Here is a 25,682-nt window from a genome sequence, read left to right as displayed (position 1 = left end):
ACACATATGTCATAGGTGCCAAGACTGAGCGACAACCAGCACACTGACCAGCAGAAACAGGACGCAACCGGCGCAGGCGCTAGGGTTGTGGTCATAAGCTCCTGCAGCTCGGAGGAGAGACCGTGCCCCTGCAGCACCCAAGATCGCGCTACCGCCAGGTGGCAGACGATCTCCGTGAGGCCATCGTCCGGGGCACCTACGGGCCGGGTGCCGCGCTGCCGAGCCAGCCCGAGCTGGCCCGCAAGTACGGGCTCAACCAGACCTCCATCAGCCGTGCCATCGGGATCCTCGAATCAGAGGGACTCATCCGGACGGAACGGGGCGTCGGTTCATTTGTGCTCGACATCCCCACGGTTAAGCGTGTCCGCCGCATTCCTGCCCGCGGGAACGGGTCGGGTAGCAGCTTTGCCGAGGGCATGCGTAAAGCGGGTCTTGCGCCGAGAACGGAGCTAAAGCAGGCTGAGGCCGTCGAACCGCCTCCCGATGTAGCCACACGTCTAGATCTGCCAGAGGGGGAGTTGACGCTCATCCGAAAGCGTCACATGTTCGCGGACGAACGGCCTGTGCAACTCGCCGCGTCCTACATCCCGATGTCCGTAGCTGGCGAAGTCGATATTGCATTCCCGGATACCGGGCCGACGGGCCTCTATGAGCGCTTGGCCGAGCGCGGACATCGAGTTGTGCGCTTTGCCGAAGAGATCGAATCCCGGAGGGCATCTCCCGAGGAAGCTGACTTCCTACGGATCAGCACCGCTCAGCATGTCCTCGAAGTGGTGCGGTTCGCCTTCGACCGGACAGGCAGGCCCCTAGAAGTTGTTATCAACGCCTTTCCTAGTCAGCTATGGAAGCTCACCTATGAATGGACGGTTGAAGAGTGATGAGCGCTGACCTTCCTCGTCATTCGGTGAGCGTGTCGGGAATCGTGCGACGTCCGGACGGTTGCATCCTGGCAATCAAGAGAGCTGACGATGGCCGATGGGTGCCACCAGGCGGCGTGCTGGAACTGGACGAGACTCCGTATGAGGGCGTAGTCCGTGAGGTGCTCGAAGAAACCGGTGTAAAAGTCGAGCCGGAGCGACTGACTGGTGTCTACAAAAACATGAAGCTCGGCGTGGTCTCCCTAGCCATCCTCTGCCGGCCCGTCGATGGAGAGCCGCATACATCAGACGAAGCCGTCTCAGTCGCCTGGCTCCGTCCCGCGGAGGCGATCGAAGCAATGCCAGAGGCTCGGGCCATCCGCGTCACGGACGCCCTCAGCGAGGGCGGCCCGTTCGTCCGAGCTCACGATGGGACCGCACTGCTGTGAGTGCAGACAGCCGCCACTCTGTCAGCGTGGCTGGCGTCATCGTCGACGACCAAGGCCGCGCCCTCCTGATCCAGCGCCGAGACAACGGCCACTGGGAAGTGCCCGGCGGCGTCCTAGAGCGGAACGAAGACATCATCTCGGGCCTCCGCCGTGAGGTCCAGGAGGAGACCGGCCTGGAGGTAACGCCGATTGCTCTGACCGGCGTCTACAAAAATATGCCCCGTGGCATCGTGGCACTGGTCTTCCGCTGCAAGGTCGAGTCCGACTCCTTACGAGAGTCCGACGAATCCTCCGGCTTCCGCTGGGTCACAGCCGACGAGGTAGCCGAGCTGGCCCACGAAGCCTTCGCCATCCGAGTCCAAGACGCACTGGTCACCCAGTCAACAGTTCTCATCCGCGCACACGACGGGACCCGTCTCCTGGGCTGATTATCTGTTGGTGGTAGCACTCGCCATCTAATTATGGTGTTTGCTGTCCAGACTTATCCAAGTCATTCTCGTGACTTCAGGCCCTGTGCAAATTTAGACGGCGGTTGCGAAAGATTCAAAAGTCTATTGCTTTTACCTAAGTAGAGCAAGTGTCTTCAAGCGCTTGTCAAGTTCGGAGTATTTGTCTCTGGTTAGATGATCTTTTAAAATACTCCAATTGGCCATAACTTTCTCGACGGTTAGCCGCGCCCTGTCGGCCGCCTGGGAGGCCCCAAAGCTGGACCGTCGTCCCAATTGCTCAAAGTGAGACGGCGTAATAAGCGTGAAATTCTTAGTCTTATTGAGGTTCATTCCTAGGTCGTCTTCGGGAATATAAAGGACGGTTGGCAGGATGTCGTAAACTGGACTAAGTTTGGGATTCTTGCCGTCAAGATACAAGAAAGCCCAGTTTTTGAGATGTGCGTCTCCATTGCCGAGCAGGATATTTAGTACGATCCTATCGATGGCCTCGCCAACGGCATCAATGCCGACCAGTCCTCCGATCACGGCAGCGACGACTTCAAAATTTGCCTTGTTGTACTTTGCGTTTTGGTTGACGGTGGGAATATCTAGGACTTGGGCAAGTTCCTCCATGTGAACTCTGCGTTGGTCTGTCGATCGATCAAATCTTCTGACGGCTAGTGCCTGCTTAGCACCCGTTTTTGATGTCCACTCTTCAAGTCCAGTAATTGTAGCGGGATTGATCAGAAAGAACTCTGGTGTGGGAATTCCGATAGCTTGAGCAAGGCGAAGGCTGGCTGCCTCTGCCTCAGGAACGCCATCGAAGCCCGGCCGATTGTCCGGAAACTTGACGATGAAATTGCCCGCTTGTCCCTTAACGGGAACAGTGAGTCCTTTCGAAGTTCCGTACAAGGAGAACTTAAGTTGTGCGCCATCCAGGCTGAACTTTAGTAGTGGGTCGTCGATGCGCTCTTCGGTTCCAGGAGCGGCGGGGACGGGTGTCCATTCTCTGTCTTCAACGGCGAAAGCGCGGATACCACCCGGCAGATCACTTAGACCCAGGCGCGAAATCAACTCGAACTCTCGTGCCGCGTTCACCTGTGCGGCCCTTGCGACCGCTTCACGCAGCGGCCCTTCCGGCAACAAGTGTGAGAACCATCTGGGAAGCGTTACCGTAGACCTGCTCTTCCATCGAAGGCCAGATTCCTCAAAAGCCTGGCCTAGAACCGGGCGGTCTCTGATGTGCCAATACTCTTCTGAGAACGAGAACCAGTTTGTTTGGTCGCGCCTCTCGAGCCATCCCACGTCAACCCAGCTTCCGTCTGGACGCTGAAGTTGGACCGCCAATGCTCCGTCTGACGACATTAGTCGTCTTCCTCTGCTGTCGCCAACTCGATAAGTTCAGACAGAGGTGGGCGGATGGGAGCGTTCGGTTCAAGGCGACTATCGAGAAAATTATGCACCAGAGGATTAATCTCTTCTTCCCGTAGACTCATAAACCTCTCTTTGTCGCCGGACTCTAGAGCCTCCAGGGCGAGAGGAGTAATAGCGTGGGAACAAAGAATCGATTTGTCACTCACCGCAGTAATCGGTGGCGAGGAACTCTGCCAAAAACCTCGTGCGCCGGCACGTGAGCGGTTGTTGCGCACAAATTCAGTCAACGCATCAATTCCTTTGTCCTCCAGTTCAGTGGCGAGGTCAATCTTTTGGCCCTGATTGTCAAGAGGCCCGAGCGATGCGAGAGCAAGGACGATTAGCCGTCCATTCGCGCCCTTAGTGTACAAAGCCTGAAGGTTGAAATCGGGAACGGCCCGATCGGGAGTAAATTCCAGTAGAGACTTAACGGCCTCAAAAGGGCTCGGCGCGTTCTGCGGGTTCCGATAGTCGGGGTTGACCGAGCGAATTGCCCGGCGAAGAACCGGTGTTTGCCCGCCTTCACGGCCGAAACCATGTACCCATCCGCGCCAAAGCCACCGACTGAGGAGGCGTAGGATCCACGGCTCTGGGGTCGGATGAAGATGGAAGAACGCTGCCAGGACCGGCAGGGGTAGGGTATTTGGCATCAGCCGAATGTGCAGAACACCCTCTGCACGAAGGAAGTTGATGGCGAGGCGCAGGGCCTCTTCAGTCTTATCGAACCAGTCGGCAGGGTCTTCGCCGCCTCTGAATTCGTCATGGATATCACGCTGTACGTCGCCGCCCCGTAGGGCGAGGACACTCTGGACGATTCGGTTTTCTTCGAGCGTACCGAAGTTGAGGTCTTCTAGTGCAGAGACAACGGCGGCCGGACTAGCCAGGTCTGCCTCGCCTCCGAACAAAGCATGGAAGACCTGTGCTCTACTAATCGGCTTACCGGCAGAATTTACCCGGTCGAATACTTCGCGAAGAAGAGCCTGATCTTCTTCGTTGACGATGTATGCGGGAATTCTGTAATCCCGGAGTTGGCCGACGAGTTGATCTGCTGTGTCGTAGTCTTCCGGTGTCAGTTCGTCCCAATGGTTTCGCAGCCACGCTTGAAGTGTGCGAGTCTCCATGGCCTCTCTGACAGGGATCTGGCGCGGATTGATAACGCCCTTCCGTGGCGTAACAAACTTCTGCGTAGTAAGATCAAAATTTACGCGGAAGCGCGTATCTTCTATCTCGAATTTTTTGGTCAGGGCGGCGAATAGGCTAGTAATTCTTTGCTGGCCGTCGACTACCCAAAGGGCGTCACTTCTTTCTTCGGTGTCAAACTCGATAGGGCCGAGTTGTACTCGACCTGCCGGTGAATGGCGGGTCCATAGGAGCAGTGTGCCTACCGGAAAACCTCGATACAAACTGTCAAATAGGTTGCGAACATCGCCTGCGTTCCACACAAATTGGCGCTGAAAAGTGGGGACTCTAATTCTTCCCACTTCGGCTGCTGACACAATTTCTGGAATTGAAAAGCTGGATGAGCCAGACTTTTCAAGTGGCGCGATTGTCATACGCTAGTCTCCCCGCATCGTGAGATCGAGCACTAACAGCCTATCCAAAACTCGTCTGAGACGCTTGGTTCTTGGGAGTCAGAGGTGTGGCTGCATGAGGACACGGCCCCTGGTCGCTGCTCGACCGGGTCGGGGCCGGGGACCCTATGGCCTCCCCAAGGGGCACCCATAAAGAGTACTGAGCGCTGTAAGGAGATTCCAGCAGGAGGAACAACGCCCTAACCGCTGCCGAAGCTCCATGCAACCCCTTGGCCCTGACCGAGATGAGAGAGAGGAGCCGATGACACACGCCGCATGACCGGCTCGCGACTCAGGCGTGGCGGCTGGGCGCCGCGCTAGTGGGTGTTTTGAGTTGTCGTAAGAGTTTTCACCGGAGATCCGTCGGTGTGCTGGGCCAGGTGGCCGTGCCGGGCTCACAGGGGCAACGGTTCTTTTAGGGAGCCGGTTGCAGGTGGCTCTTGGGCGTGTGGAGAGGGACCGTCGTACAGCATGCCTGGTCGCTCCATATGGGTGTCTAGCTGAGTGACAGTCGTGGGGGAGGCTGGTGGACGTTGCTGAGCTGTGGAGTGCCACTGTGCAGGGCGGGGTGTTGTGTCTTGGCGGGGCGAGCTTGGCTTACAAACGAGAAGGCAGCAGCGCAGGGCCATTAGGCCAACATCCGTCGCTGTCCTAAGCCGACGCAGCGACGGTAGGGCTGGCGCTGCTTGACGGACTGCTTGACGATCGCCGTGTCGCCGTGCGGACTCTGCTGGACCTTGGCGGTCGTGTGCGCCCTGGTCAGAACCTACGCCGACCTGCTGAAACGTTGCTTGCCACTGGTTCGAGTCCAGTCGCGGGAGCCGAGGCGGGGTGGTGTGCTCATCGAGCTCCGCTCGCTTTCGCCGGGGCCCGCAGTGCCTTCCCGGGGGACGACCCCCGGACCCCCGATGTGGGGCTCTCGCCCCATACCCCTCTTTCTCAGTGTCCTTCGGGGCGGCGTCGGTGTCGGTTTCTGCGGGTGCTTTGGGTTGGTAGGGCGAGGAGGAAGGTGGTGCCTTCCTCGGGTGTCGTGGTTACTGAGAGTGTTCCGCCGTGGGTGTGGGCGATCCAGCGGGCGATGGTGAGTCCCAGGCCGGTCGATCCTGATCCGCTGTGGAAGCGGGTGAAGATCGTTTCGGCGATGTCGGGCGGGATGCCTGGGCCCCGGTCGGCTACCGTGACCTGGCCTTCGGCGACGGTGACGGTGACCTGGGCGGGTTCGCCGGGGGCGTGACCGTGTCGCAGCGCGTTGTCGATCAGGTTGGCGACGGCCCTGCGCAGCAGGTCCGGGTCGCCGGGCACCACGCTGGGGCGGAGGTCGGCGTCTGGTCGTTCTTCCTCGGGACGCTCGTCGAGGACGCTTTCGACGAGCTGGTCGAGGCGGAGGGGCTGCGGCGCGAACCGTTCGACGCCGGCGACGAGCCGGGCCCGGGTGAGGAGCCCGTCGATGAGGCCGCTCATCCGTTCCGCCAGCCGCACGGTGCGGGGGAGCAGCTCCGCCTGCTGGGCCGGGTCGGCGCGGGCCGTCTCGGCGAGGACGCGCAGCGCGGCGAGCGGCGAGCGCAGGTCGTGCGCCGCGTCGGCGAGGAGTGTCTCCTGCTGCTCCAATGCCGTGACGACGGGCCGCATCGCCGGACGCGCGAGGGCGTGCCCGGCCAGCCCGGCGAGGGCGAGCAGGGCCGCGCAGCCGAGGCCGGTCAGCAGGACGGTCCGCCGGTGCGCCGCCTCCAGGTCCGCCGTGCCGGCGACGGCGATGACCGCGCCGCCCCAGGCGTCGGCGTCGTCGTCCCAGATCAGCTCCATGGAGACGCGCAGCCGGGCGCCGTCGGGCGTGCTGATCGTCCGCGGCCGCGAGTACTCGGTCTCGTGCCGCATGGCCTCGGCGGCCTCGCGGTTCAGCCGCCGCTCCAGCGCCGGGCGGTCGAGCGGGTCGCACGCGCGGCGGCTCCAGTGCGCGGGGAACGGCGCGGCGGAGCCCGGCACCACCACGAACCCCGGGCAGCGGGTGTGCAGGTCGTCGGCCTCGATCTCGTCGAACGCGATCCGGCCGCGGTCGAAGTAGGCGAGCCGGGTCTCGGACGCGCTGACGCGGCGCAGCCCGTCGTCGAGGCGCTGGCGGCGGGACGACCCGTCCGCCCAGGCGATGGTGACCGCGAGCACCGCCAGTGCCGGGACGAACATCGCCGTGAAGATCAGGGTGAGCCGCCGCCGCAGCCGCCGCAGCCGGGCGCTCGCGGTGGGCGGGGCCGCCGCGCGGCTCACGTCAGCCGGTACCCGGCGCCGCGGACCGTCGCGATCGGCGGCGGGGCGCCGAGCTTGCGCCGCAGGCCCGCGACCGCCACGTCGACGACGTTGGACATGGGCTCGGCCATCGCGTCCCAGCAGTGCTCGATGAGGACGTCGCGGCCGACGACCGCGCCCTCGTGGACCATGAGCTGTTCGAGGACGGAGTACTCCTTGCCCGTCAGCGTCAGCAGCACCCCGGCGCGCCGGGCCTCGCGGCGCGCGGTGTCGAGCTCGATGTCGGCGTGCCGCAGGACCGGCGGCCGGACGACCCGTCCGCGCCTGCACAGGTTCCGGACGCGGGCGATCAGCTCGGCGATCGCGAACGGCTTCACCAGGTAGTCGTCGCCGCCGTGCTCGAAGCCGGCGACCCGGTCGGCCGTGGAGTCGCGCGCGGTCAGGAACAGGACCGCGAGCGTCCATCCGGCGTCGCGGCGCCGCCGGACGTAGCCGAGCGCGTCACCGGCGGGCAGGATCCGGTCGAACACCGCGCAGTCGTAGTCGTTGACGGCCAGCGCCTCGTCGGCTTCGGGCAGGTCGGGGGCGGTGTCGACGGCGAACCCGGCCGAGCGGAGCGCGCCCTCCACGCCGCGGCGGAGGTCGGCGTCGTCCTCGACGACAAGCACACGCATCGCGGTAACGTAATGGCGCAGGTCAACGGGCGCAAGCCATAGTCCGGACGCGGTCGCTTCATCAAGCCCTCATGGTGGTCCTCCTAGCGTCTCCCGCATGAAGGGGAACATTCTCAAAGCGGCGGCGGGCGTGTCGCTTCTCGCAATAGGCGTCGCGACGGCGTTGACCGTCACACTGGACGCGAAGAGTCCCGAGCCTGGAGAGGCTCGCCCGGCAGGTTGTGAACGAGTCGGAAACACTTTCTACGAGGAAAACCCGGTCTATCGCGATCCCCGGCCGACGGAATGGCGTCGCGGCAGTCCGGAAGACCAAGGTCTGAACCCTCTCCGACTGAACCAGGGTGCCGCCGAGGTCTCGCGGAACGACTCCGCGCTCAGCCTCCTCGTGGTCCGCCACGGCGAACTGGTCATGGAACGCTATTTCCACGGGGTCGGACGCCAGGACTCGGCCAACATCCATTCCGCGTCGAAGAGCATCCTGCGCATCCTGCTGGGAATCGCCATCGACGCCGGTTACCGGGTGCACGGACGGCCGCTCACCCTCGACACTCGGGTGGCCGAGGTCCTGCCGGAATACTTCTCCGACGACGAGCCGGGCAAGCGGGACATCACACTTCGCCACCTGGTGGAGATGTCAGCCGGACTGGAATGGAGCGAGGACGAGACCGAAGAACAGATCCAGACCAGACCCGACTGGACGGCCGCCATCCTCGACCGCGAGTTGGAGACCGAACGGCCCGGCCAGAGGTTCCTCTACAGCACGGGGCTGACGCACGTGCTGGCGACCGTCCTCACCCGTGTCACCGGACAGAGCCTGTGGGACTTCGCCCGCGCCCGCCTCTTCGGGCCGCTGGGGATAACGCCCGAACATTGGGGACGAGACCCTCAGGGAATCTGTTCGGGCGGCTACAACCTGTATCTCACTCCGCGCGAAATGGCACGGTTCGGCCAACTGCTGCTGCGCGATGGCGTGTGGAACGGTCGGCGAATCGTTTCCGCATCGACAATCGCGGAAGCGCGACGCAAGGTCTGGCGGGATCCGGAGGAGGCCAACTGGTACGGGCAATTGTTCCGCGTCAACACCATCAAGGGCGTCGAGGTGTTCTACGCCGAGGGCCACGGCGGCCAGTTCATCTACCTCCTGCCCGACATGGACACCGTCCTCGTGCTCACGGCCGCCACTGCGGCACCATATGGAGACGACTACTACGACGCGAACCTCTACGCCAGAAGGTGGCTCATCCCCGCGATCACAGACCGAACCTGACCGCCAGTTTGTTGGGGGTTGTTAGGGCGGTGACGTTGAGGAGGAGGTTTGGAGAGCCTGGGCCCGGGTCGGGGATGGCGTTGGGCTGGGCTGCGTTAACGAGCGCGTTGCGTGCTTCTTGGGGCGTTGCCTTCGGGTGGGTCTCTAGGTAGAGCGCCAGTGCCCCGGCTGCGTGGGGTGTGGCCATCGAGGTGCCGCCCAGGACTGTTGAGCCGGTGTCGGATTGGTAGTCCGCTGAGGTGATTTCGCCGCCTGGTGCGAACAGGTCTAGGCACGGGCCGAAGTTGGAGAAGGCGGATACCCAGTCGTCTTCGTCCGTTGAGCCGAGTGTGACCGCTTCGGGGACGTCGCTGGGGGCGTCGCAGCCGTTTCGGGAATCGTTTCCGGCGGCTATTGCGAACTGGATGCCCGCGCGGATGGCGCCTCTGGTTGCCTCTCGGAAGGCTTGCGGCTCGGGGTTGGGTGGATCGGAGCCGATGCTCATGTTGCCGACGGCCGGTTTCTGGGCGTTCTTCGCCACCCATTCCAGGCCCTGGATGGCGTAGCGGTCGGGGGAGTAGCCGTCGCAGTCGAGGACGCGTACCGCGACGATTCTCACGTTCTTGGCCACGCCGTATTCCTTGCCGCCTACCGTGCCCGCGACGTGGGTTCCGTGGCCGTGGCAGTCCTGGGCGGTGGTGTCCTTGTCGACGAAGTCGTAGCCGTTGACCGCCCTGCCCTCGAACGTGTGGTGGCTGATCCGGACTCCGGTGTCCAGGACGTAGACGCTGACGCCGGTTCCGGTGCCCGGGTAGTTGTAGGCGTGGTCTTGTTTGCCGTCTACGCGGTCCGTTCCCCAGGACGGGGGATTGGGCTGCGTGCCGCCCTCCTCTGTATGGACCATGACTGATTTTTGTACGTATCGCACTGTCGGGTCTGCGGCCAGGCGCCGGGCCTGGTGTGCGGTCATGTCGGCGGCGTAGCCGCGGAGTACGGCGCTGAAGACGGCCTGGACGGAGCCGCCGTAGCGGTGAGCCAGGTCGGCTGCCTTGGCCGCCACTGGGGCGTCGGCTCCGGGGGCGAGGGACGTCCCGCCCTTCAGGGCCACGATGTACTGGCCGTCGACCGCGGCGGGCGAGTCCGCGTTGATGACGTTGCCCTCGGCGGCGGCGTGCGCTGGAGCGCCGAGGACGCCGACGCTCAGGAGTGCGGCGACCGCGAACAGGGCCGGGTGCTGACGTCTTCGGATCGTTCGCGGCATGGCTGCCTCCGTGTCCGCGGCGCGGACGGCGGGGAGCCGCGCCGCCGGGCCACCACGGTAGGGTTCCGGCGCACATCGAACAATCCGACATAACTGACTAAAAGGGATGTCGGGTCCGGCAGGTTCTTGTGCTTCCCGTGCTTGGACGGCATCGGCCCCTAGCTGACCAGCAGCACGAGCTTTCCGCGGATGCCGCCGTGCTCGCCCACGCGTTGCGCCTCCGCGACCTCGGCGAGAGGGAACGTCCGGGTGTCCGGCGGCGTGAAGCGTCCAGACTCGATCAGGGCGCCTATCTCGCTGATCGCGTGGACGGCGCGCCCCGCGTCGCCGCTGCTGAATCTCACCCCGTGCTCGCGGGCGCCGCCGAAGTCGGCGAGCGTGACGACGTGGTCGGCACCGCCCGTCAGGGCGATGAGCTCGGGCAACACTCCGCGTCCGGCGACGTCCAGCGCCAGGTCGACTCCGTCGGGCGCCAGCGCGCGCACCCGGTCGGTCAGGCCCTCGCCGTAGGCGACAGGGTCCGCGCCCAGCGAACGGAGGTAGTCGTGGTTCGACGGGCTCGCCGTGCCGATCACGCGGGCGCCGCGTGCCACGGCGAGTTGGACGGCCGCCCCGCCCACACTCCCGGACGCGCCGTTCACGAGCAGGCGGGTGTCGGGCCCCACGCTGAGCTGGTCCAGCGCGCGGGTCGCCGTCTCGACGGCCGCCGGAAGTGCGGCGGCGGTGGCGAAGTCGAGCGATGGCGGGATCGGCGCGTAGTGGGACAGCACCGCCAGCTCGGCCTGCGCCGCACCTTGTGAGGAGAGACCGAATACGCGGTCGCCGACGGCGACGTCCGCGACGCCCTCGCCCAGCTCGTCCACGATCCCGGCGGCCTCGTAGCCCAGGGTTTGCGGGAGTTCGTCGTCCATCAGCCCCTGGCGCTTCTTCCAGTCGCTCGGGTTGACCCCGGCCGCGCGCACCGCGATGCGGACCTCCCCGGGACCCGGACGCGGATCGGGCAGATCGACGATCTCCAGAACCTCCGCACCTCCGAACCGGCTGAAACCGACCGCCTTCATCCTTCGCTCCGATCCTGGCCCCGACACCCGCGCACCAGCACATCATGTCCCGCTGGAACGCGCCTGATGCGAGCGTTTGCGATGGACGTTGCGCAGTGATGTGATTTCTTCCGGTCCGGGCCCGCCGAGTGAGGGGACAGGCATGGAATCCGGAGCTCTGCTCGACGGCAGGTACCGGCTCACCGCGCGGCTCGGCGAGGGCGGCATGGGCGAGGTGTGGGCCGCCGACGACGTCCAGCTCCGGCGGCGGGTCGCGGTGAAGATCGTGCTGGCCGGACGGGGCGCGCCCGCGCTGACCGAGCGGTTACGCCGGGAGGCGGAGAACGCGGCGCGGCTCCAGCATCCGGGAATCACGGTCGTCCACGACATCGGGCAGCACGACGGCCACCCGTACTTCGTGATGGAGCTGCTCGACGGCACCGACTTCGCCGCGATCCTCGCCGCCGGTCCGGGCGGCCTGCCCGTCGAGCGGGTGCTGGAGACGGGCGCCGCGGTCGCCGAGGCGCTCGCCTACGCGCACGGCCGGGGCGTCGTGCACCGCGACGTCAAGCCCGCCAACCTGATGGCGACCGCGGGCGGCGTGAAGATCTGCGACTTCGGGATCTCCCGGTCAGCGGAGGCGGCGGGCGACCTCACCGTGCCGGGCAGCATGCTCGGCACGCCGGACTACATGGCGCCCGAGCAGTACGAGGGACGCCCCGCCGACGCCCGCACCGACCTTTACGCCTTCGGCTGCACCCTCTACGCGCTGCTGGCCGGACGTCCGCCGTTCGAAGGCCCGACGATGCCCGCGCTGATGCGGCAGCACCTCACCGTCGCTCCGCCGCCGCCGTCCGCGATCAGGCCGGGGATTCCCGTCGAGCTGGACCGGCTCGTCCTGTGGCTGATGGCGAAGAACCCGGCCGACCGTCCCGCGTCCGCCGAGGACGTTGCCGGGCGGCTCCGCACCCTCGCCTCCGGGGCCCCGGCCCCCGTCGGTTCCCCGGCTCCCGCTGGTGCCGGGTCTCCGGCTGGGCCTGCGCCCTTCCCGGCTCCCGTGCCCTTCCCGCCGCCAGTCCCCGCCGGGCCCGGGGCCGCTCCCGGCTTCTCGCCCGGGATGCATTCTCCACCGGTCGCCGCGATGCAGCCGCCCACACGTCCGCCCGCGCCGCGGAATTCGGGACGGCGCGCCTTCCTGGTCGGCGGGCTGGTCCTCGTGGGCGGCGCGGCCGTCGCGGGCGGCGTGCTGGTGGCGATGGACCCGTTCGGGTCCGAGTCCACGAAAGTGCTCGAAGGCCACACCAAGGACGTCGAGGCCGTCGCGTTCAGCCCGGACGGCAAGACGCTCGCATCAGGCGGCGAGGACCACACGGTCCGGCTGTGGGACGTGGCCGCCGAACGTCCCGTCGCCGTCCTCGACGACTACCCCGACCGGGTTGACGCGGTCGCGTTCAGTCCGGACGGACGGCTCCTCGCGGCCGGAGGCTCCGGCGGCACGGTGGTGCTCTGGGACATGGGCACGAGGCGCGCGGTCGCGACGCTCAGGAACGGTGGCGTGCAGGTCGGGGCGCTCGCCTTCGCCCCGAACGGCAAGGCCCTCGCGGTCGGCGGCGACGGCGGCGCCACCGTGAAACTGTGGAGCACGGCGACCCGGCGCCTCATCGCCGGGTACGGCAACTCGGCCTACGCGGGCGAGTCGGTGGCGTTCAGTCCGGACGGCCGGACGCTCGCGGCAGGCGGCCACGACGCCCCGACCATCCTGTGGGACGTGGCGACCCGCCGCCGCATCACCGACTTCGGCGGTGAGGACGCGACCGCGTTCGCCGTGGCGTTCAGCCGCGACGGCAAGACCCTCGCCATCGGCGGGACCGACAACAAGGTGCGGCTCCGCAGCGTCGCCACCAAGCAGGTGACCGGCACGTTCGACGACCCCGGCAACTGGGTCAAGTCGCTCGCCTACAGCCCGGACGGGAAGTACCTCGCGGCTGGTGACGCCGACGGCACGACCTGGATGTGGGACCTCGCCACCAACGAGGCGAAGACGTTCAAGGTCCGCGTGATGACGGTCGAGTCGGTGGCGTTCAGCCCGGACGGCCGGGCGCTCGCCACCGGGCACGTCGATCACAAGGTCCGCCTCTGGAAGGTGCGCTGATAGGGGGCGGCGCCTCCGCTCCAATGGTCCGCAGGGGTGGAGCGCCGCGAACCCGGACGGGTCTCCTGTTGGCACACTAGGGTGCTCCCCGCCCGATCACAGGAGTGTTCGTTGCCCGCTGCTCCCGACCCGTCCGCCGTGTCCGAACCCCCGCCGCCGCCCGCTCCCGAGGACGCGGCCACATGGGCGGAGTTCACCGGCAGGCTCCGCGCCTTGTACGACTGGTGCGGACGTCCGAAGTACCGGGCGCTCTGCTCGCGCTGCCCCGGACTGTCGCCCGCGACGGTGTCCAACCTCATCGGCAGGAACCCGCTCACCACGCCGTCCGAGACGGCGACGGCCCGCTTCGTCGAAGCCTGCCTCCGCTACCGCGACCGGCCCGACCCGGAAGCGGAGGTCGCGCGCTGGACCGCGCACCGGACGCTGATCGCCGCTGCCGCCGACACCCTGGCGCCCGGCACCGCGATGCCCGGCACCGCGCCGCCCGACGACGAGACGCCCGACGACGAGACGGCCGACACCGCGACGGCCGAGGACGCGGCGACCGAAGAAACGGGTGGGCGCGGACGCCTGTACGCGGCGGCCGCCGCCGTGCTGGCCGCCGGTGCGCTGGCGTCCGGGGTGGCGGTGTTCGTCGTCGCGGGCGGCGACGACGGGGAGGCCGCCGAGGGCTGCCGTCCTCTTCGCGGCACCATCGAGGACTCCCGGACAAACCAGACCTGGCCGGACCTCTTCCAGTGCCCGAACCGTCCGCGCGTCGACGTGTACGAGAAGGCCGCGTTCGGGACCAAGGTCGCGGTCCTGGAGACGGACCCGAGCTGGTTCATCTGCTGGACGCGCGGCGAGCGCCACTCCGGCGGAAACGACGTCTGGTACTACACGCAGGGCGACCGGGCGACGGGGAAGCCGGAGCTGAACGGATGGGGGTACGTGCCCGCGTCCACGCTCCGGACGGCCCGAGCGCCCGACCCCGCGATCACCCGTCGATGCGCCTGACCTGTGCGTTCGCTGTTCTGAACGGTTTGGAACGGATTTTGCCCGGCGAAGCGAACCCGGCTCGGCGGGCCGCCCGTCTACCGTGCCGGGGTACCCCGCACGCCGGGCCCACGGCGTTCACCCCGCGATCGTCCACGCAATGACCGCCACGGAAGGGGTGACGCGACGGGTGACGGACCGCGTGCAATTTCGGATCTTGGGCCCGCTACGCGCCGGGGTGCGGGGGCGCCCGGTCGACCTCGGCGGCGGCCGGTCCCGGCTGGTGCTGGCCGCGCTGCTCCTCGAACCCGACCGGCCGGTCCCGGTCGAACGGCTGGTGGACGCGGTGTGGCCGGACGGCCCTCCGGCGTCCGCCCGCACCCAGGTGGCCATCGCCGTGTCGGGGCTGCGGCGCGCGTTCCGTGACGCGGGCGCCGGTGCCGGGGGCTGCGCGGGGCACGTGATCGAGACGGTCCGGCCGGGGTACCGCGTCCCGGCCGAGGCGGGGACGATCGACGCGCTCGCCGCCGCCGACGAGATCGCCGCGGCGCGCCGGGACGCGGCGGCCGGACGTCTCGCGGACGCCGCCGGACGGTTCCGCGCCGCGCTCGCCCGCTGGGACGGCCCCGCCCTCGCCGGGCTCACCGGCACGCACATCGAGGCGGGCGCGGCCCGCTGGGACGAGCTGCGCCTGACCGGCACAGAAGAGGCCGCGCAGGTGGACTTGGCGCTCGGCCGGCACCACGAGCTGGTCGGCGACCTCATCGGCCCGGTGGGGGAGCACCCGTACCGGGAGCGGCTGCGCGTCCTGCTGATGCTGGCGCTCGCGCGGGCGGGACGGCAGAGCGAGGCCCTCGACGTGTACCGGGAGGGGCGCCGCAAGCTCACCGAGGAGCTGGGCCTGGAGCCCGGACGCGAGCTGCGGGACGTCCACGCCGCCATCCTGCGGGACGACCCGTCGACGCATCCGCTGCCGCCGGTCGTCCCGGCGCCGGTGTCCTGCGGGACGCCGCGCGAGCGGGCGCTGCGCTGGCGGCGGACGGCGGGCCCGTCGCGTGCCGCGCGCGGCTGCTGACAGCGGGCGCGTCGCGCGCCCGGCGGCCGCGGACGGCGGAAGGCCGCCGAGGGCGCGGCTCTCGGCGGCCTTCCGGGGTCGAACCGGGATCGATGAGTCCCTAGTTCACCCATTTGTGGGAGCGCATGAGCTGGCCCTCCCAGAAGCTGCCCCGCTGACCCGCGGAGATCGTTCCCCAGTACGCCTCATAGTTGGCGAACTCGTAGACCTTGACCTTGCTGTAGGAGCCCGTGTAGCCGTTGTTCCAGTAGGAGCTGACGAGGAACGTCGGCCTGCACTGGACGCTCCCTCCCCACCAGTCGGGGTCGTCGCCGTTCCACGCGCATCTGGTGCCGGTGCCGTCCTTGCCGCTCCAGACGCAGAAGTCGCCCTTCGCGCAGGAGCCCTGCCAGGCGGCGACGCCCGCACCGGCCTTCGCCGTACCGACATGCGCCGTACCGACATGCGCCGTACCGACATGCGCCGTACCGACACGCGCCGTACCGACACGCGCCGTACCGACACGCGCCGTGTCGGCCTGCGCGGCGGCGGGCGTCAGGAGGGCGGCTAGCCCGGCGGCGGCGGCGAGGCCCGTCACGGCGATCCGCATCGTTCGCACGCCGACCCCTACCGCGACCACTGGTGCGAGCGGATCGACAGGTTCGCCGCGTTCACCGGCTGGGAGGTGACCGGCAGCGGGTCGGAGATCTGCCCCGAGTAGTTCGCGTTCCGGTAGAACCTGACCTTGTTGTACGGGTCGCTCGTGTACCCGTTGTTCCAGACGCTGTTGACCCTGAAGCCGTACGGCTTGCACTGCACGGCGCCGCCCTGCCAGTCAGGGTCGTTGCCGTCCCAGTTGCAGCGTGTGCCGGTGGCGTTCGGACCGCTCCACACGCACACGTCGCCCTTCGGGCAGCTGCCCGCGGTGGCGGTGGTCGTGGCCGCCAGGGCGGCCGACGGCGCGGCGGCGACGACGGCCCCCGCCGCCACCGCCCCGGCCAGCAGCCCGATTCGGATCCTGCTCATCTCGTTCCCCGTTCGTCGTGGCGCGGCCCGGTGGGCGGGCGGCGCCTTCGGTGACGCGAACGACGCTACGGACGGGCGTTATCGAAGCCTTATCGGCCGCGCGGGGCCGCGCCCCGGCCGCCGTCCCGGGGCGGGGCGGGGCACCGTTTCGGGGGCGCTGGCCGGGTAGATCATCCAGCGACATGCCAGGCGGAGGGGGGCTGCGGCGGCATGCTGACGCTGGTTCTCGCCCATGCCGTCGCGGCCGTCGCCGTGCCCTGGGCCCTCGGCCGCCACCGCCGCGCGATGGGATGCGCCGCCGCCGTCCTCCCGGCGGCGACCGCCGCGTGGGCGGTGAGCCGGGCGGGCGGCGGCGACGTCACGTCCAGCCTCGAATGGGCGCCCGACCTCGGGCTCGCCGTGGACTTCCGGCTCGATGCCCTCGCCGTCGTCATGCTGGTGCTGGTCGGCGGGGTCGGGGCCGTCGTCCTCTGCTACTCGGCCTGGTACTTCGAGCGGCCCGAGCGGCTGCTCACCGGGACGCTGATCGCGTTCGCGGGCGCGATGACGGGGCTGGTGCTGGCCGACAACCTCCTCGTCCTCTACGTGTTCTGGGAGCTGACCACGGTCAGCTCCTTCATCCTGATCGGCGCGGCCCGCCCCGACCGGGCGGCGGACCGGCGGGCCGCCGTCGAGGCGCTGCTCACCACCACCGCGTTCGGCCTCGTGATGCTCGCCGGGTTCGTGCTGGTCGGGCAGTCCGCCGGGACGTACCGGATCTCCGCCCTGCTCGCCGACCCGCCCGGCGGCGGCGCGGCGCGGGCGGGCGCGGTGCTGGTGCTGCTCGGCGCGTTCGCCAAGTCCGCGCAGGTGCCGCTGCACGGCTGGCTGCCCGCCGCGATGGTCGCGCCGACGCCGGTCAGCGCCTACCTGCACGCGGCGGCGATGGTGAAGGCGGGCGTCTACCTGGTGGCGCGGCTCGCGCCCGCGTTCGCCGGCGACGGCGTGTGGCGTCCGATGACGGTCGCGGCCGGGCTCGTCAGCCTGCTCGTCGGCGGGGTCATCGCGCTGCGCCAGGACGACCTGAAACGCCTCCTCGCCTACGGGACGGTCAGCCAGCTCGGCCTGCTCATGCTCCTCCTCGGCGACGGCACCCGGACGGCCGCGCTCGCGGGCGCCGCGCTGCTGCTCGCGCACGGCCTGTTCAAGGCCCCGCTGTTCCTCGCGGTCGGCGTCGTCGAGCACGAGACGGGGACGCGCCGCGCCGACCGCCTGTCCGGGACGGGACGGCGGCTGCCCGTCCTAGCCGCCGCCGGGACGGCCGCCGTCGCGTCCATGGTCGGGCTCCCGCCGTTCCTCGGGTTCGTGGCGAAGGAGGCGGCGGTGAAGGCGTTCGCGCACGGCGGGCTGGACGCCGCTGTCCTCGCCGGGGTGGTCGCCGGGTCGGCGCTGACCGTCGCCTACGGCCTGCGGTTCCTGCACGGCGCGTTCGGCGGCGCGGCGGACGAGGCGGCTGACGGGGGCCGTGCGAGCGAGCCGTGGGGGCTGGTCGTGCCGGTCGCGGTGCTCGCGGCGGCCGGGTTCGCGCTGGGCGCCTACCCGGCGCCGGTGCAGAGCCTCGTCGGGCCGTACGCCGCCGCGCTCGGCCCGGACACCGGGTTCGATCTGACGCTGTGGCACGGCTTCGGCCTGCCGATCGCGCTCTCCCTCGTCGCGCTCGCCGCGGGCGCCGCCGTGTACGGCGCGGTCGGCCGGACGTTCCCGGCACGGGCCGTCCGGTGGCGGGTCCCGGACGCGCAGCGCGCCTACGACGGCGCGGTCGAGTCCGTCCTCGCGGGCGCGCACGCGGTGACGCGGCGCGTGCAGATCGGGTCGCTGCCGGTCTACCTCGGCGTCATCGGCGGCATGGTGCTCCTCCTCCCGGGGACGGCGCTGGTCATGGCCCTGGCCAGGGGCGACGGCACGGCCGCCTCGGCCGGGGAGCTGCGCGGCTGGGACGAGCCCGCGCAGCTCGTCCTGTCCCTCGTGGTGGCCGGGTGCGCGCTGGCCGCGCTGCGGTCGCGGCGCAGGCTGTCGTCCGCGCTGCTGCTCGCGGGCGTCGGCTACGGGACGGGCGGCCTGTTCGTCGTGCAGGGCGCCCCCGACCTCGCGCTCACGCTCCTCGTCGTGGAGACCCTCTCGCTGATCATGCTCGTGCTGGTGCTGCGGCGGCTGCCGGACCGGTTCCCGCCGCGCCGCCGCGGCGTCCCCGGCCGGATCGCGACCGCGGCGACCAGCCTCGCCCTCGGCGGGTTCGTCGCGGCGTTCCTGCTGGTCGCGGCGCTCAGCCGGACCACGAGCCCGGTCGGTCCGCGTTATGCCCGGCTCGCGGCAGAGGAGGGCGGGAAGAACGTGGTGAACGTGATCCTGGACGACCTCCGCGCGCTCGACACGCTCGGCGAGATCGCGGTGCTGGCGGTGGCGGCGATCGGCGTCGTCGGCCTGGTCATGGCCGGGCCGCCGCCTCCTCCCGACGGTGCGGCCGCGGGCTCGCCCGCGAAGGAGCGGTGGCTCGCGGCGCCGGGGCGTCCGCCGCTCGCCGGGTCGTCGGTGGTGCTGGAGGCGACGGCCCGGCTGCTCGGCCCGACGATCCTGCTGTTCTCGATATACCTGCTGGTCGCGGGGCACGGCCGACCCGGCGGCGGGTTCGTCGGGGGGCTCGTCGCCGGGATGGCGTTCGTCCTGCGGTACCTGCCGGGCGGGCGGCGGGAGCTCGCGACCGCGCTGCCGGGGCGGCCGAGCGTCCTCGTCGGCGGCGGGCTGGCGCTGGCGGTCGCGGCGGGCGCGTCCGGCTGGGCGTCCGGCGGCGCGTTCCTGCACCCGGAGACGCTGCGCGTGTCGGCGCCCTGGATCGGGGACGTCAAGGCGTCCACCAGCCTGCTCTTCGACCTCGGCGTGTACCTGCTGGTGCTCGGGCTCGTCGCGACGATCCTCACCACGCTCGGCGCTGCCCTGGAGGAACCGGACGCCGCCGGCACGGAGGAGTGGCCGTGAGCGGGCCCGCGCTCGTCCTCGTGGCGGTGGTCGCGGTGCTGTTCGCGGCCGGGTTCGAGCTGCTGATGCAGCGGTCGCTGATCCGCGTCGTCGTCGGGTTCATGCTGCTCGGCCACGGCGCGAACCTCCTGCTGCTGATCGCGGGCGGCGCGGCGGGCGCGCCGCCGCTGCTCGGCGGCCCGCACCGCGGCCGCCGGATGGCGGACCCGCTGCCGCAGGCGATGGCGCTGACCGCCATCGTGATCACGTTCGGCGTGACGGCGTTCCTGCTGGCCCTCGCCTACCGGAGCCAGCTCCTGCTCGGGGAGGACGAGGTCCAGGACGATATCGAGGACCGCCGCGTCCGCGCCGAGCGCCGCCGCAGGGACGAGCTGCGCGCCGAGGACGCCGACCCCGTGGAAGAGGGAGAAGCCGAGGGCGGTGGCGGGTGAACGTCCTCGTTCCGCTGCCGTTCGCGCTGCCGCTGCTCGGCGCGGCGCTGGCGATGGTCAGCCGCCGCCGCAGCACGTGGCTGCGCGTCCTCGCGCCGCTCGTCGCGGCGGGCGTGGTCGCGGCCGCCGCCGGGCTGGTCGCGGCCGTCGCGCGGGACGGGACGATCGCCGTCCAGCTCGGCGGCCATCCCGCGCCGCTCGGCATCACGCTCGTCGCGGACCGGCTGTCGGCGCTGCTCGTGGCGGTGTCCGCCGCCGTGCTGCTGGCGATCATGCTGCACGCGGTCGCGGAGGGCGCGGCCGGGCTGGACGGCCGGGAGCCGGGCGTGTTCTACCCCGCCTACCTCGCCCTGACCGCCGGGGTGTGCCTGCTGTTCCTGGCCGGGGACCTGTTCAACCTGTTCGTCGCGTTCGAGATCATGCTCGCGTCGAGCTACGTGCTGATGACGCTCGTCCCGACCGCCGAGCGGATGCGGGCCGGGATGACGTACACGGTGGTCAGCCTCACGTCCTCGATCCTGTTCCTCACCGCGCTCGGGCTGACCTACGCGGCGACCGGGACGGTGAACCTCGCCGACCTGTCCGGCCGCGTCGCGGACCTGCCCGCCGGGACGCGGACCGCGCTCGGCCTGCTGTTCCTCCTCGTGTTCGGGATCAAGGGCGCGATCGTCCCGATGCACCTCTGGCTGCCGGACAGCTACCCGGTCGCCGTCACCAAGGTCACCGCCGTGTTCGCCGCGCTGCTGACGAAGGCCGCCGTGTACGCGCTGATCCGCGTCCAGACGCTGCTGTTCCCGCGCGCGCACGAGTCGTGGGTCATGCTGGGGCTGGCCGCCGCGACGATGATCGTCGGGACGCTCGGCGCGCTGGCCCACGACGACATCCACCGCGTGTTCTCGTTCACGCTCGTCGGGCACATCGGGTACATGCTGTTCGGGCTCGGGCTGTTCAGCGTCGCGGGGCTCACCGGGGCGATCCTGTACCTCGTCCACCACATCGTGGTGCAGGCGACGCTGTTCCTGGTCGCCGACCTCATGCAGGGGCGCGCCGGGTCGACGTCGCTGCGGCGGCTCGGCGGGCTCGCGAAGCTGTCGTCGTTCATCGCGGTGCTGTTCCTCGTCCCGGCGCTGAGCGTCAGCGGGGTGCCGCCGTCGTCGGGGTTCGTCGCGAAGCTGGCGCTGTTCCAGGCCGGGCTCGGCGCGGGCGGAGCGCTCGCCTACGCCGTCACCGGTGTCGCGATCGTGGCGAGCCTGCTCACGCTGATGGCGATGACGCGGATCTGGACGCTCGGCTTCTGGCGCCCCCGGCCGGACGACGCCGCCGAGCCGCCCGCGCCCGAGTCGTACACGCGGGGCGGCGTGCGGGTGATGCAGTCGGTCACCGCCGTGCTGGTCGCGGCGGGGCTGCTCATCGCGGTGTTCGCCGGTCCGCTGTCGGCGTGGAGCCGAGGCGCCGCGACCGACCTGCTGGACCCGGCGGCCTACCGGCACGCCGTCCTGGACGGGGCGCGGCGGTGAACCGCCACGTCGGGTCGCGGCTGGCGATGGGCGGGTGGCTGCTCGCGGTGTGGCTGCTGCTGTGGGGCCGCGTCGACGGCGCGACGCTCGTCGGCGGGATCGCGGCCGTCCTCGTCGCGTACCGGGTGACGCGGCTTCCGGCCGTCCCGATCGTCACGCGGGTGCGGCCGGTGCGGCTCGCCGAGTCCGTGCTGGAGTTCGCCCGGGATCTGGTGGTGTCGAGCGCCGTCATCGGCTGGCACGCGCTGCGCGCCCCCGGACGGATCCGCGGCGCGATCGTCGAGGTCGCCGCGCGGTCGCGGTCGCAGATCGTGCTGATGACGGTGATGACGAGCACGTCGCTGCGCCCCGGCACGCTCCTCGTCGGCGTGGACTGGGACCGGGCGGTGCTGCTCGTCCACGGCATGCCCGTCCGGGACCGGGCGGAGGCGGACGCCGTGCGCGACGGCGTCCTGCACACCGAGCGGGGACTGATGCGCGCCCTCGTCGTCCCGGACGACCCACCGACGGAGAACCGATGAGCATTGTCTACGACGTGACGCTGGCGCTGCTGGGCGCCGCGATCCTGCTGACCGCCGCGCGGCTGGTGCGCGGCCCGACGCCGTTCGACCGGATCATGGCGCTGGACGTCCTGGCCGTGCTGCTGGTCAGCGGCATCGCGGTGCGCGCCACCGCCCGGGACGAACCGGCCGGCGCGACCATCCTCGTGGTGATCGCGCTGCTCGGCTTCGTCGGCTCGGTGTCGGCGGCCGGTCTCGCCGCCGAGCGGGAGGACCGGACATGACCGCCGCCGACGTCGTCACCGCCGTGCTGATGCCCGCCGGGGCGGCGTTCTCCGCGGTCGGCGCGCTCGGCGTGGTGCGGTTCCCCGACCTGCTGAGCCGCCTGCACGCCGCGACGAAGCCGCACACGATCGGGCTGCTGCTGATCCTCGCGGGCGCCGGGGCGCAGGTGAGCACCGGCCCGGCCGCCGCGTCGCTGCTGCTGGTCGCGATCTTCCAGTTGATCACCGCGCCGGTCGCGGCGCAGACGATCGGCGCCGCCGCCCACCGCGCCGGTGCCGTCGACCGCACCGCCCTCGTCCTCGACGAGACCCGTGACCCGGAAACCTGAGCGCGGAGCGATCCACAATCCGATTCCTTTCGGTATTCGCTTCACAACTCCCTGTAATCACCCTAAGCTCGGGAAGTGCAAGACGGACATGTGAAAAAGGCCGTCCTGCGCAATCGAAACCGAAGTCGGTTTCCAACCCCCTGGAGGCAATGGTGCCCCGTCGTCCCCGTGACCTGGAGGTCCCGAAGACGCCCGTCGAATACTTCGGTGCCGAACTCCGCGCATGCCGTGAAGGGGCGAATCTCGGACGCCCGCAGCTCGCCGCGAAGCTCGGCTACACGCCCCAATGGGTCGGCCAGATAGAGCGCGGCGAAAGCGCCCCGTCCGAGGACTTCGCGAAGGACTGCGACACGCTTTTCGAGACGAAAGGGGTGTTTGTTCGTATCTGGGAGTGGATTCAGCGCCTCGGGCACCTCCAAATCCTCCCGCCCGGCTTCCCCGAGTTCATCCGGCGCGAGGCCGAGGCGTCGGTGATTCACAGTTTCGAGGCCATGGCGGTGACCGGCCTCTTCCAGACGCCGGAGTACGCCTACGAGCAACTGAAGACCAGTCGGACCCCGGAGGAGGCCGAGAAACTCGTGGAGACGAGGCTCTCCCGCCAGGCGATCCTCAGCGGGGAAGACCCGTGCCACGTCGTCGTGGTCTTCGACGAGTACGCCGTCAGGCGGCCGGTCGGAGGACCGGAGGTCATGCGCGGCCAGGTGCAGCACCTGATCGATCTGGCCGACCCGCTGAACGTCACGATGCAGATCGTCCCGAGCGCCAAGGGCAGCTATCCAGGAGTCATGGGAGCGTTCACGATCCTGCGCTTCGACGAGGAGCCGGATGCCGCCTACGTCGAAGGCCACGTGGGCGGCCAGTTGATCGAGCGGAGAAGCACGGTTCGGGCGTATGCGCTACGTTTCGACCTGATCAGGGGCGCGGCGCTTTCCACCGACGAATCCCTGAAGCTACTTGAGGCGATCTTGGAGAGTCTATGAGCATCCGCGAGACGTCGAAGATCCAGTGGCGGAAGAGCAGCCGCAGCGGTGACACCGGCGGTCAGTGCGTGGAGGTGGCGGGGCTCGCCGCTGGCATCGGGGTGCGGGATTCCAAAGACCCGGACGGGCCCAAGCTCTTCTTCGCGTCCGCCGAGTGGCGCGCGTTCGCGCGGCGGGTGCGGAGCGGCGGGCTCGACCTGGGCTGATCCGCCGTCCTCGCGCGCCGGGCCGCCGCCCGGCGCGCGATCGGCGTCCGGTCAGGAGGCGGTCGGGCAGCGCCCCGGACGGCCGGGCGTCACTCCTCGGTGGCGGGGCTGCCGCCCGCGACGACCTCGGCGAGGAGGTCCTCCTCGGTGGCGCCGCGCCGCCAGTAGCCGGTGAACGTGACGGCGCGCCGGTCCAGCCCGCGCTCCTTCACGAGGTGGCGGCGCAGCGCCTTGACCACGGCGGACTCGCCCGCGATCCAGGCGTAGGCGCCGTCCGGGATCGCGGCGGCGCGGACCGCGTCGACCAGGCCGCCGGGGGACGTCCACGTGATGTCGGCGTCGGCGGCGGTCGGCAAATCCTGCCGGTCCGCCGGGTCGGGGACGTCCACCCAGGCCCGGACGGGCGTCCCGGCGGGCAGCGAGGCGAGGTTCCCGGCGATCGCGGGCAGCGCGGTCAGGTCGCCCGCGATCACCACCGGGACGCCGGGCGGCGGGCGGAAGTCGTAGCCGCCGTTGTCCGGCCCGGTGGGGCCGAGCACGGTGATCCGGTCGCCCTTCACGGCGGCCGCCGCCCAGGTCGCGGCCGGACCGGACGCGCCGTGGCCGTGCAGCGCGAAGTCGACGTCCAGCGCGCCGTCCCGCCGGTCGCGGACGGTGTAGGAGCGCATGATGCCGCGCTCGGCCGGGTCCAGCGCCCGCCAGTCGGCGAACCAGGTGTCGCCGCCGGTGCTGTCCGGCATGACCGGCGCGTCCTGGTGCGGGTGCGGCAGGAAGATCTTGAAACGCTGGTCGCGCCCGGCGGAGACGAAGCGGCCGCCGCCGGGGTCGGCGCCGTCCAGGGCCGTCCCGCCGAAGGTGATCCGGACCATGGACGGGCCGAGCCGCTCGGACCGGAGGACGTGCAGGTCGAAGAACGCGTACGGGTGTGCGGGGGTGGGCATCGCGTAGCCTTTCAGCCGGTCTTCTTCGCGGACGTGACGGTGGCGGCGAGGGCTTCGAGGATCGGGGCGCAGCCCTCGTAGGAGAAGCGGGGCTCGGGCTGCCAGGGGACGACCTGTCCCGCCGCCACCGCGGGCAGCTCGCGCCAGGACGGCCTGGACCCGAGGTCCTTCGGCTGGAGCGCCTGCGTCCGGGCGTCGAGCAGGATGACGTCGGCCTTGTACTTGCCGGCGTTCTCCCAGCTCAGCTCCTCGTAGTAGCCGTCCCGTCCGGGCTTGTCCGGGACGATCAGGTCGACGCCCAGCTCCTTGAAGTAGATGAGGTCGGTGTTCTTGGCCGGGCTCGACGCGTAGAACAGGTCGGGGCTCGCGGACGCGGCCAGCACCTTCAGCCCGGCGTTGGCCTTCGCCGCCGCGCGCAGCGCCTCGGCCGCCTTCTCGAACCGCGCCTTCGCGGCGGTCACCTTGGGCGCGTTCAGGTCGGCGCCGAGCGCGGCGGCGAGCGCGGCGGTCCGTTCGAGGGGCTTCGGCAGCGCGACGGCGCCGGTCGAGATCGCGACGCTCGGCGCGAGCGCGAAGATCTTCTCCTTGCTCTCCGCGGGGACGTAGAAGAGGTCGCCCGGCACGAACATGTTGTCCACGAGCAGTTCGGGACGGAGCGCGGCGTACTTCTCGATGTTGAACTCGCCGTAGGCGTTGCCGATGACCTCCAGCCGGTCGATCGGCAGGTTCCCGGCCTGCGGGTCGGGCTTGCCGTCCTTGAGCTTCGTCGGGCCGAACACGCCGACGAGCTGCTTGTCGACGCCGAAGTCGTACAGGGCGGCGGCGGTGCCGACGTAGCCGACGACGCGCTCCGGCCGCCGCTTGAGGCCGGCCTTCGTGCCCCGGTCGTCGGTGAACGACCACGCGCCGCCGGACGGGGACGCCGTGCCGTCCCCGTCGCCGCCGCCGCACGCGGCCGCGAACGCGCCGAGGGCGAGCGCGCCGCCCGCGCCGAGCAGGCCCCGCCTCGTGAGCCCGCTCGTGCGCGCGCCGCGGACGGTCTGCCGGACACCGGTATTCGACATTTCGGACGATCTCCATAAATCAACTGCGACG

At 69.7% G+C, this 25,682-nt stretch carries 25 protein-coding genes; 15 read left to right on the top strand and 10 right to left on the bottom strand.

Annotated elements, in window-relative coordinates; genetic code table 11:
* Positions 1–122: 122 nt before the first annotated feature.
* Genes FXF65_RS25930 through FXF65_RS25920 form a run of 3 tightly spaced genes read left to right on the top strand, consistent with a single transcriptional unit; the run spans position 123 to position 1,734 of the window.
* Complete coding sequence (locus tag FXF65_RS25930; RefSeq protein ID WP_148352644.1) at positions 123–878, top strand: GntR family transcriptional regulator; 756 nt, start codon at positions 123–125, stop codon at positions 876–878.
* On the top strand, positions 878–1,306 hold the full coding sequence (locus FXF65_RS25925) for an NUDIX hydrolase (protein ID WP_148352643.1): 429 nt from the start codon (positions 878–880) through the stop codon (positions 1,304–1,306). Before FXF65_RS25930 ends, FXF65_RS25925 begins: the two co-directional genes overlap by 1 nt.
* Before the next feature lie 26 nt (positions 1,307–1,332).
* Positions 1,333–1,734 (top strand): NUDIX hydrolase, encoded by a 402-nt coding sequence (locus FXF65_RS25920; protein WP_246199102.1) that lies wholly within the window; start codon positions 1,333–1,335, stop codon positions 1,732–1,734.
* Between the two features lie 132 nt (positions 1,735–1,866).
* Here FXF65_RS25920 and FXF65_RS25915 read toward each other — a convergent pair whose 3' ends face one another.
* From FXF65_RS25915 to FXF65_RS25900, 4 genes are all read right to left on the bottom strand, one after another.
* Positions 1,867–3,099: a type II toxin-antitoxin system HipA family toxin gene (locus tag FXF65_RS25915; RefSeq protein ID WP_148352641.1), complete on the bottom strand. Its 1,233-nt coding sequence runs from the start codon at positions 3,097–3,099 to the stop codon at positions 1,867–1,869.
* The gene (locus FXF65_RS25910) at positions 3,099–4,700 is read right to left on the bottom strand and encodes a DUF262 domain-containing protein (protein WP_148352640.1); all 1,602 of its coding nucleotides are present in this window, start codon (positions 4,698–4,700) and stop codon (positions 3,099–3,101) included. The genes FXF65_RS25915 and FXF65_RS25910 overlap by 1 nt, the downstream gene beginning before the upstream one ends.
* 957 nt (positions 4,701–5,657) lie before the next feature.
* Positions 5,658–6,980 (bottom strand): sensor histidine kinase, encoded by a 1,323-nt coding sequence (locus FXF65_RS25905; RefSeq protein WP_148352639.1) that lies wholly within the window; start codon positions 6,978–6,980, stop codon positions 5,658–5,660.
* Complete coding sequence (locus FXF65_RS25900) at positions 6,977–7,633, bottom strand: winged helix-turn-helix domain-containing protein (RefSeq protein ID WP_148352638.1); 657 nt, start codon at positions 7,631–7,633, stop codon at positions 6,977–6,979. The genes FXF65_RS25905 and FXF65_RS25900 overlap by 4 nt, the downstream gene beginning before the upstream one ends.
* Positions 7,634–7,730: 97 nt before the next feature.
* Between FXF65_RS25900 and FXF65_RS25895 the strand changes: the two genes are divergently transcribed.
* Positions 7,731–8,900: a serine hydrolase domain-containing protein gene (locus FXF65_RS25895; RefSeq protein WP_148352637.1), complete on the top strand. Its 1,170-nt coding sequence runs from the start codon at positions 7,731–7,733 to the stop codon at positions 8,898–8,900.
* Here FXF65_RS25895 and FXF65_RS25890 read toward each other — a convergent pair.
* Both FXF65_RS25890 and FXF65_RS25885 read right to left on the bottom strand, forming a co-directional pair.
* The gene (locus FXF65_RS25890) at positions 8,884–10,140 is read right to left on the bottom strand and encodes a S8 family peptidase (protein WP_148352636.1); all 1,257 of its coding nucleotides are present in this window, start codon (positions 10,138–10,140) and stop codon (positions 8,884–8,886) included. The genes FXF65_RS25895 and FXF65_RS25890 overlap by 17 nt on opposite strands.
* A gap of 158 nt (positions 10,141–10,298) precedes the next feature.
* Positions 10,299–11,201, bottom strand: coding sequence for an NADP-dependent oxidoreductase (locus tag FXF65_RS25885; RefSeq protein WP_148352635.1), 903 nt, complete (start codon positions 11,199–11,201; stop codon positions 10,299–10,301).
* 142 nt (positions 11,202–11,343) lie between these two features.
* Between FXF65_RS25885 and FXF65_RS25880 the strand changes: the two genes are divergently transcribed.
* The 3 genes from FXF65_RS25880 to FXF65_RS25870 all read left to right on the top strand — a co-directional run bounded on the left by FXF65_RS25880 (position 11,344) and on the right by FXF65_RS25870 (position 15,382).
* Entirely contained in the window at positions 11,344–13,332 is a 1,989-nt protein-coding gene (locus tag FXF65_RS25880) for a WD40 repeat domain-containing serine/threonine protein kinase (RefSeq protein WP_148352634.1), read from the top strand.
* Between the two features lie 111 nt (positions 13,333–13,443).
* Positions 13,444–14,328: a hypothetical protein gene (locus FXF65_RS25875; protein WP_148352633.1), complete on the top strand. Its 885-nt coding sequence runs from the start codon at positions 13,444–13,446 to the stop codon at positions 14,326–14,328.
* Between the two features lie 139 nt (positions 14,329–14,467).
* Entirely contained in the window at positions 14,468–15,382 is a 915-nt protein-coding gene (locus FXF65_RS25870; protein WP_148352632.1) for an AfsR/SARP family transcriptional regulator, read from the top strand.
* A gap of 100 nt (positions 15,383–15,482) precedes the next feature.
* Here the strand turns inward: FXF65_RS25870 and FXF65_RS25865 are convergent, their stop codons facing one another.
* Entirely contained in the window at positions 15,483–15,971 is a 489-nt protein-coding gene (locus tag FXF65_RS25865; RefSeq protein WP_148352987.1) for a peptidase inhibitor family I36 protein, read from the bottom strand.
* Between the two features lie 17 nt (positions 15,972–15,988).
* The gene (locus FXF65_RS25860; RefSeq protein ID WP_148352631.1) at positions 15,989–16,387 is read right to left on the bottom strand and encodes a peptidase inhibitor family I36 protein; all 399 of its coding nucleotides are present in this window, start codon (positions 16,385–16,387) and stop codon (positions 15,989–15,991) included.
* Between the two features lie 210 nt (positions 16,388–16,597).
* On the opposite strand from FXF65_RS25860, the gene mbhE reads away from it, so the two are divergent.
* The 8 genes from mbhE (at position 16,598) to FXF65_RS25820 (ending at position 23,646) form a co-directional block, all read left to right on the top strand.
* Positions 16,598–19,399, top strand: coding sequence for a hydrogen gas-evolving membrane-bound hydrogenase subunit E (gene mbhE, locus FXF65_RS25855; protein WP_148352630.1), 2,802 nt, complete (start codon positions 16,598–16,600; stop codon positions 19,397–19,399).
* Positions 19,396–19,830, top strand: a complete 435-nt coding sequence (locus FXF65_RS25850; protein ID WP_148352629.1) for a Na(+)/H(+) antiporter subunit C — start codon at positions 19,396–19,398, stop codon at positions 19,828–19,830. The genes mbhE and FXF65_RS25850 overlap by 4 nt, the downstream gene beginning before the upstream one ends.
* Positions 19,827–21,347, top strand: a complete 1,521-nt coding sequence (locus tag FXF65_RS25845; protein WP_148352628.1) for a Na+/H+ antiporter subunit D — start codon at positions 19,827–19,829, stop codon at positions 21,345–21,347. The genes FXF65_RS25850 and FXF65_RS25845 overlap by 4 nt, the downstream gene beginning before the upstream one ends.
* The gene (locus tag FXF65_RS25840; RefSeq protein WP_148352627.1) at positions 21,344–21,868 is read left to right on the top strand and encodes a Na+/H+ antiporter subunit E; all 525 of its coding nucleotides are present in this window, start codon (positions 21,344–21,346) and stop codon (positions 21,866–21,868) included. The genes FXF65_RS25845 and FXF65_RS25840 overlap by 4 nt, the downstream gene beginning before the upstream one ends.
* Positions 21,865–22,131: an MrpF/PhaF family protein gene (locus FXF65_RS25835; RefSeq protein WP_148352626.1), complete on the top strand. Its 267-nt coding sequence runs from the start codon at positions 21,865–21,867 to the stop codon at positions 22,129–22,131. The genes FXF65_RS25840 and FXF65_RS25835 overlap by 4 nt, the downstream gene beginning before the upstream one ends.
* Positions 22,128–22,460, top strand: a complete 333-nt coding sequence (gene mnhG / locus FXF65_RS25830) for a monovalent cation/H(+) antiporter subunit G (RefSeq protein WP_148352625.1) — start codon at positions 22,128–22,130, stop codon at positions 22,458–22,460. The genes FXF65_RS25835 and mnhG overlap by 4 nt, the downstream gene beginning before the upstream one ends.
* A 152-nt stretch (positions 22,461–22,612) precedes the next feature.
* Positions 22,613–23,440, top strand: coding sequence for a helix-turn-helix domain-containing protein (locus FXF65_RS25825; RefSeq protein ID WP_148352624.1), 828 nt, complete (start codon positions 22,613–22,615; stop codon positions 23,438–23,440).
* Positions 23,437–23,646 (top strand): DUF397 domain-containing protein, encoded by a 210-nt coding sequence (locus FXF65_RS25820; RefSeq protein ID WP_148352623.1) that lies wholly within the window; start codon positions 23,437–23,439, stop codon positions 23,644–23,646. Before FXF65_RS25825 ends, FXF65_RS25820 begins: the two co-directional genes overlap by 4 nt.
* Positions 23,647–23,735: 89 nt before the next feature.
* Here the strand turns inward: FXF65_RS25820 and FXF65_RS25815 are convergent, their stop codons facing one another.
* The gene (locus FXF65_RS25815; protein ID WP_148352622.1) at positions 23,736–24,587 is read right to left on the bottom strand and encodes a siderophore-interacting protein; all 852 of its coding nucleotides are present in this window, start codon (positions 24,585–24,587) and stop codon (positions 23,736–23,738) included.
* 11 nt (positions 24,588–24,598) lie between these two features.
* A complete protein-coding gene (locus tag FXF65_RS25810) occupies positions 24,599–25,651 on the bottom strand; it encodes an ABC transporter substrate-binding protein (protein ID WP_148352621.1) in 1,053 nt (350 codons plus the stop codon).
* Positions 25,652–25,682: the final 31 nt, after the last annotated feature.

The sequence above is a fragment of the Actinomadura syzygii genome, from assembly GCF_008085905.1.
Taxonomy (GTDB): domain Bacteria; phylum Actinomycetota; class Actinomycetes; order Streptosporangiales; family Streptosporangiaceae; genus Spirillospora; species Spirillospora syzygii.
Note: the sequence above shows the minus strand (reverse complement) of the source record. Positions and strands in the feature narration are given on the sequence as shown.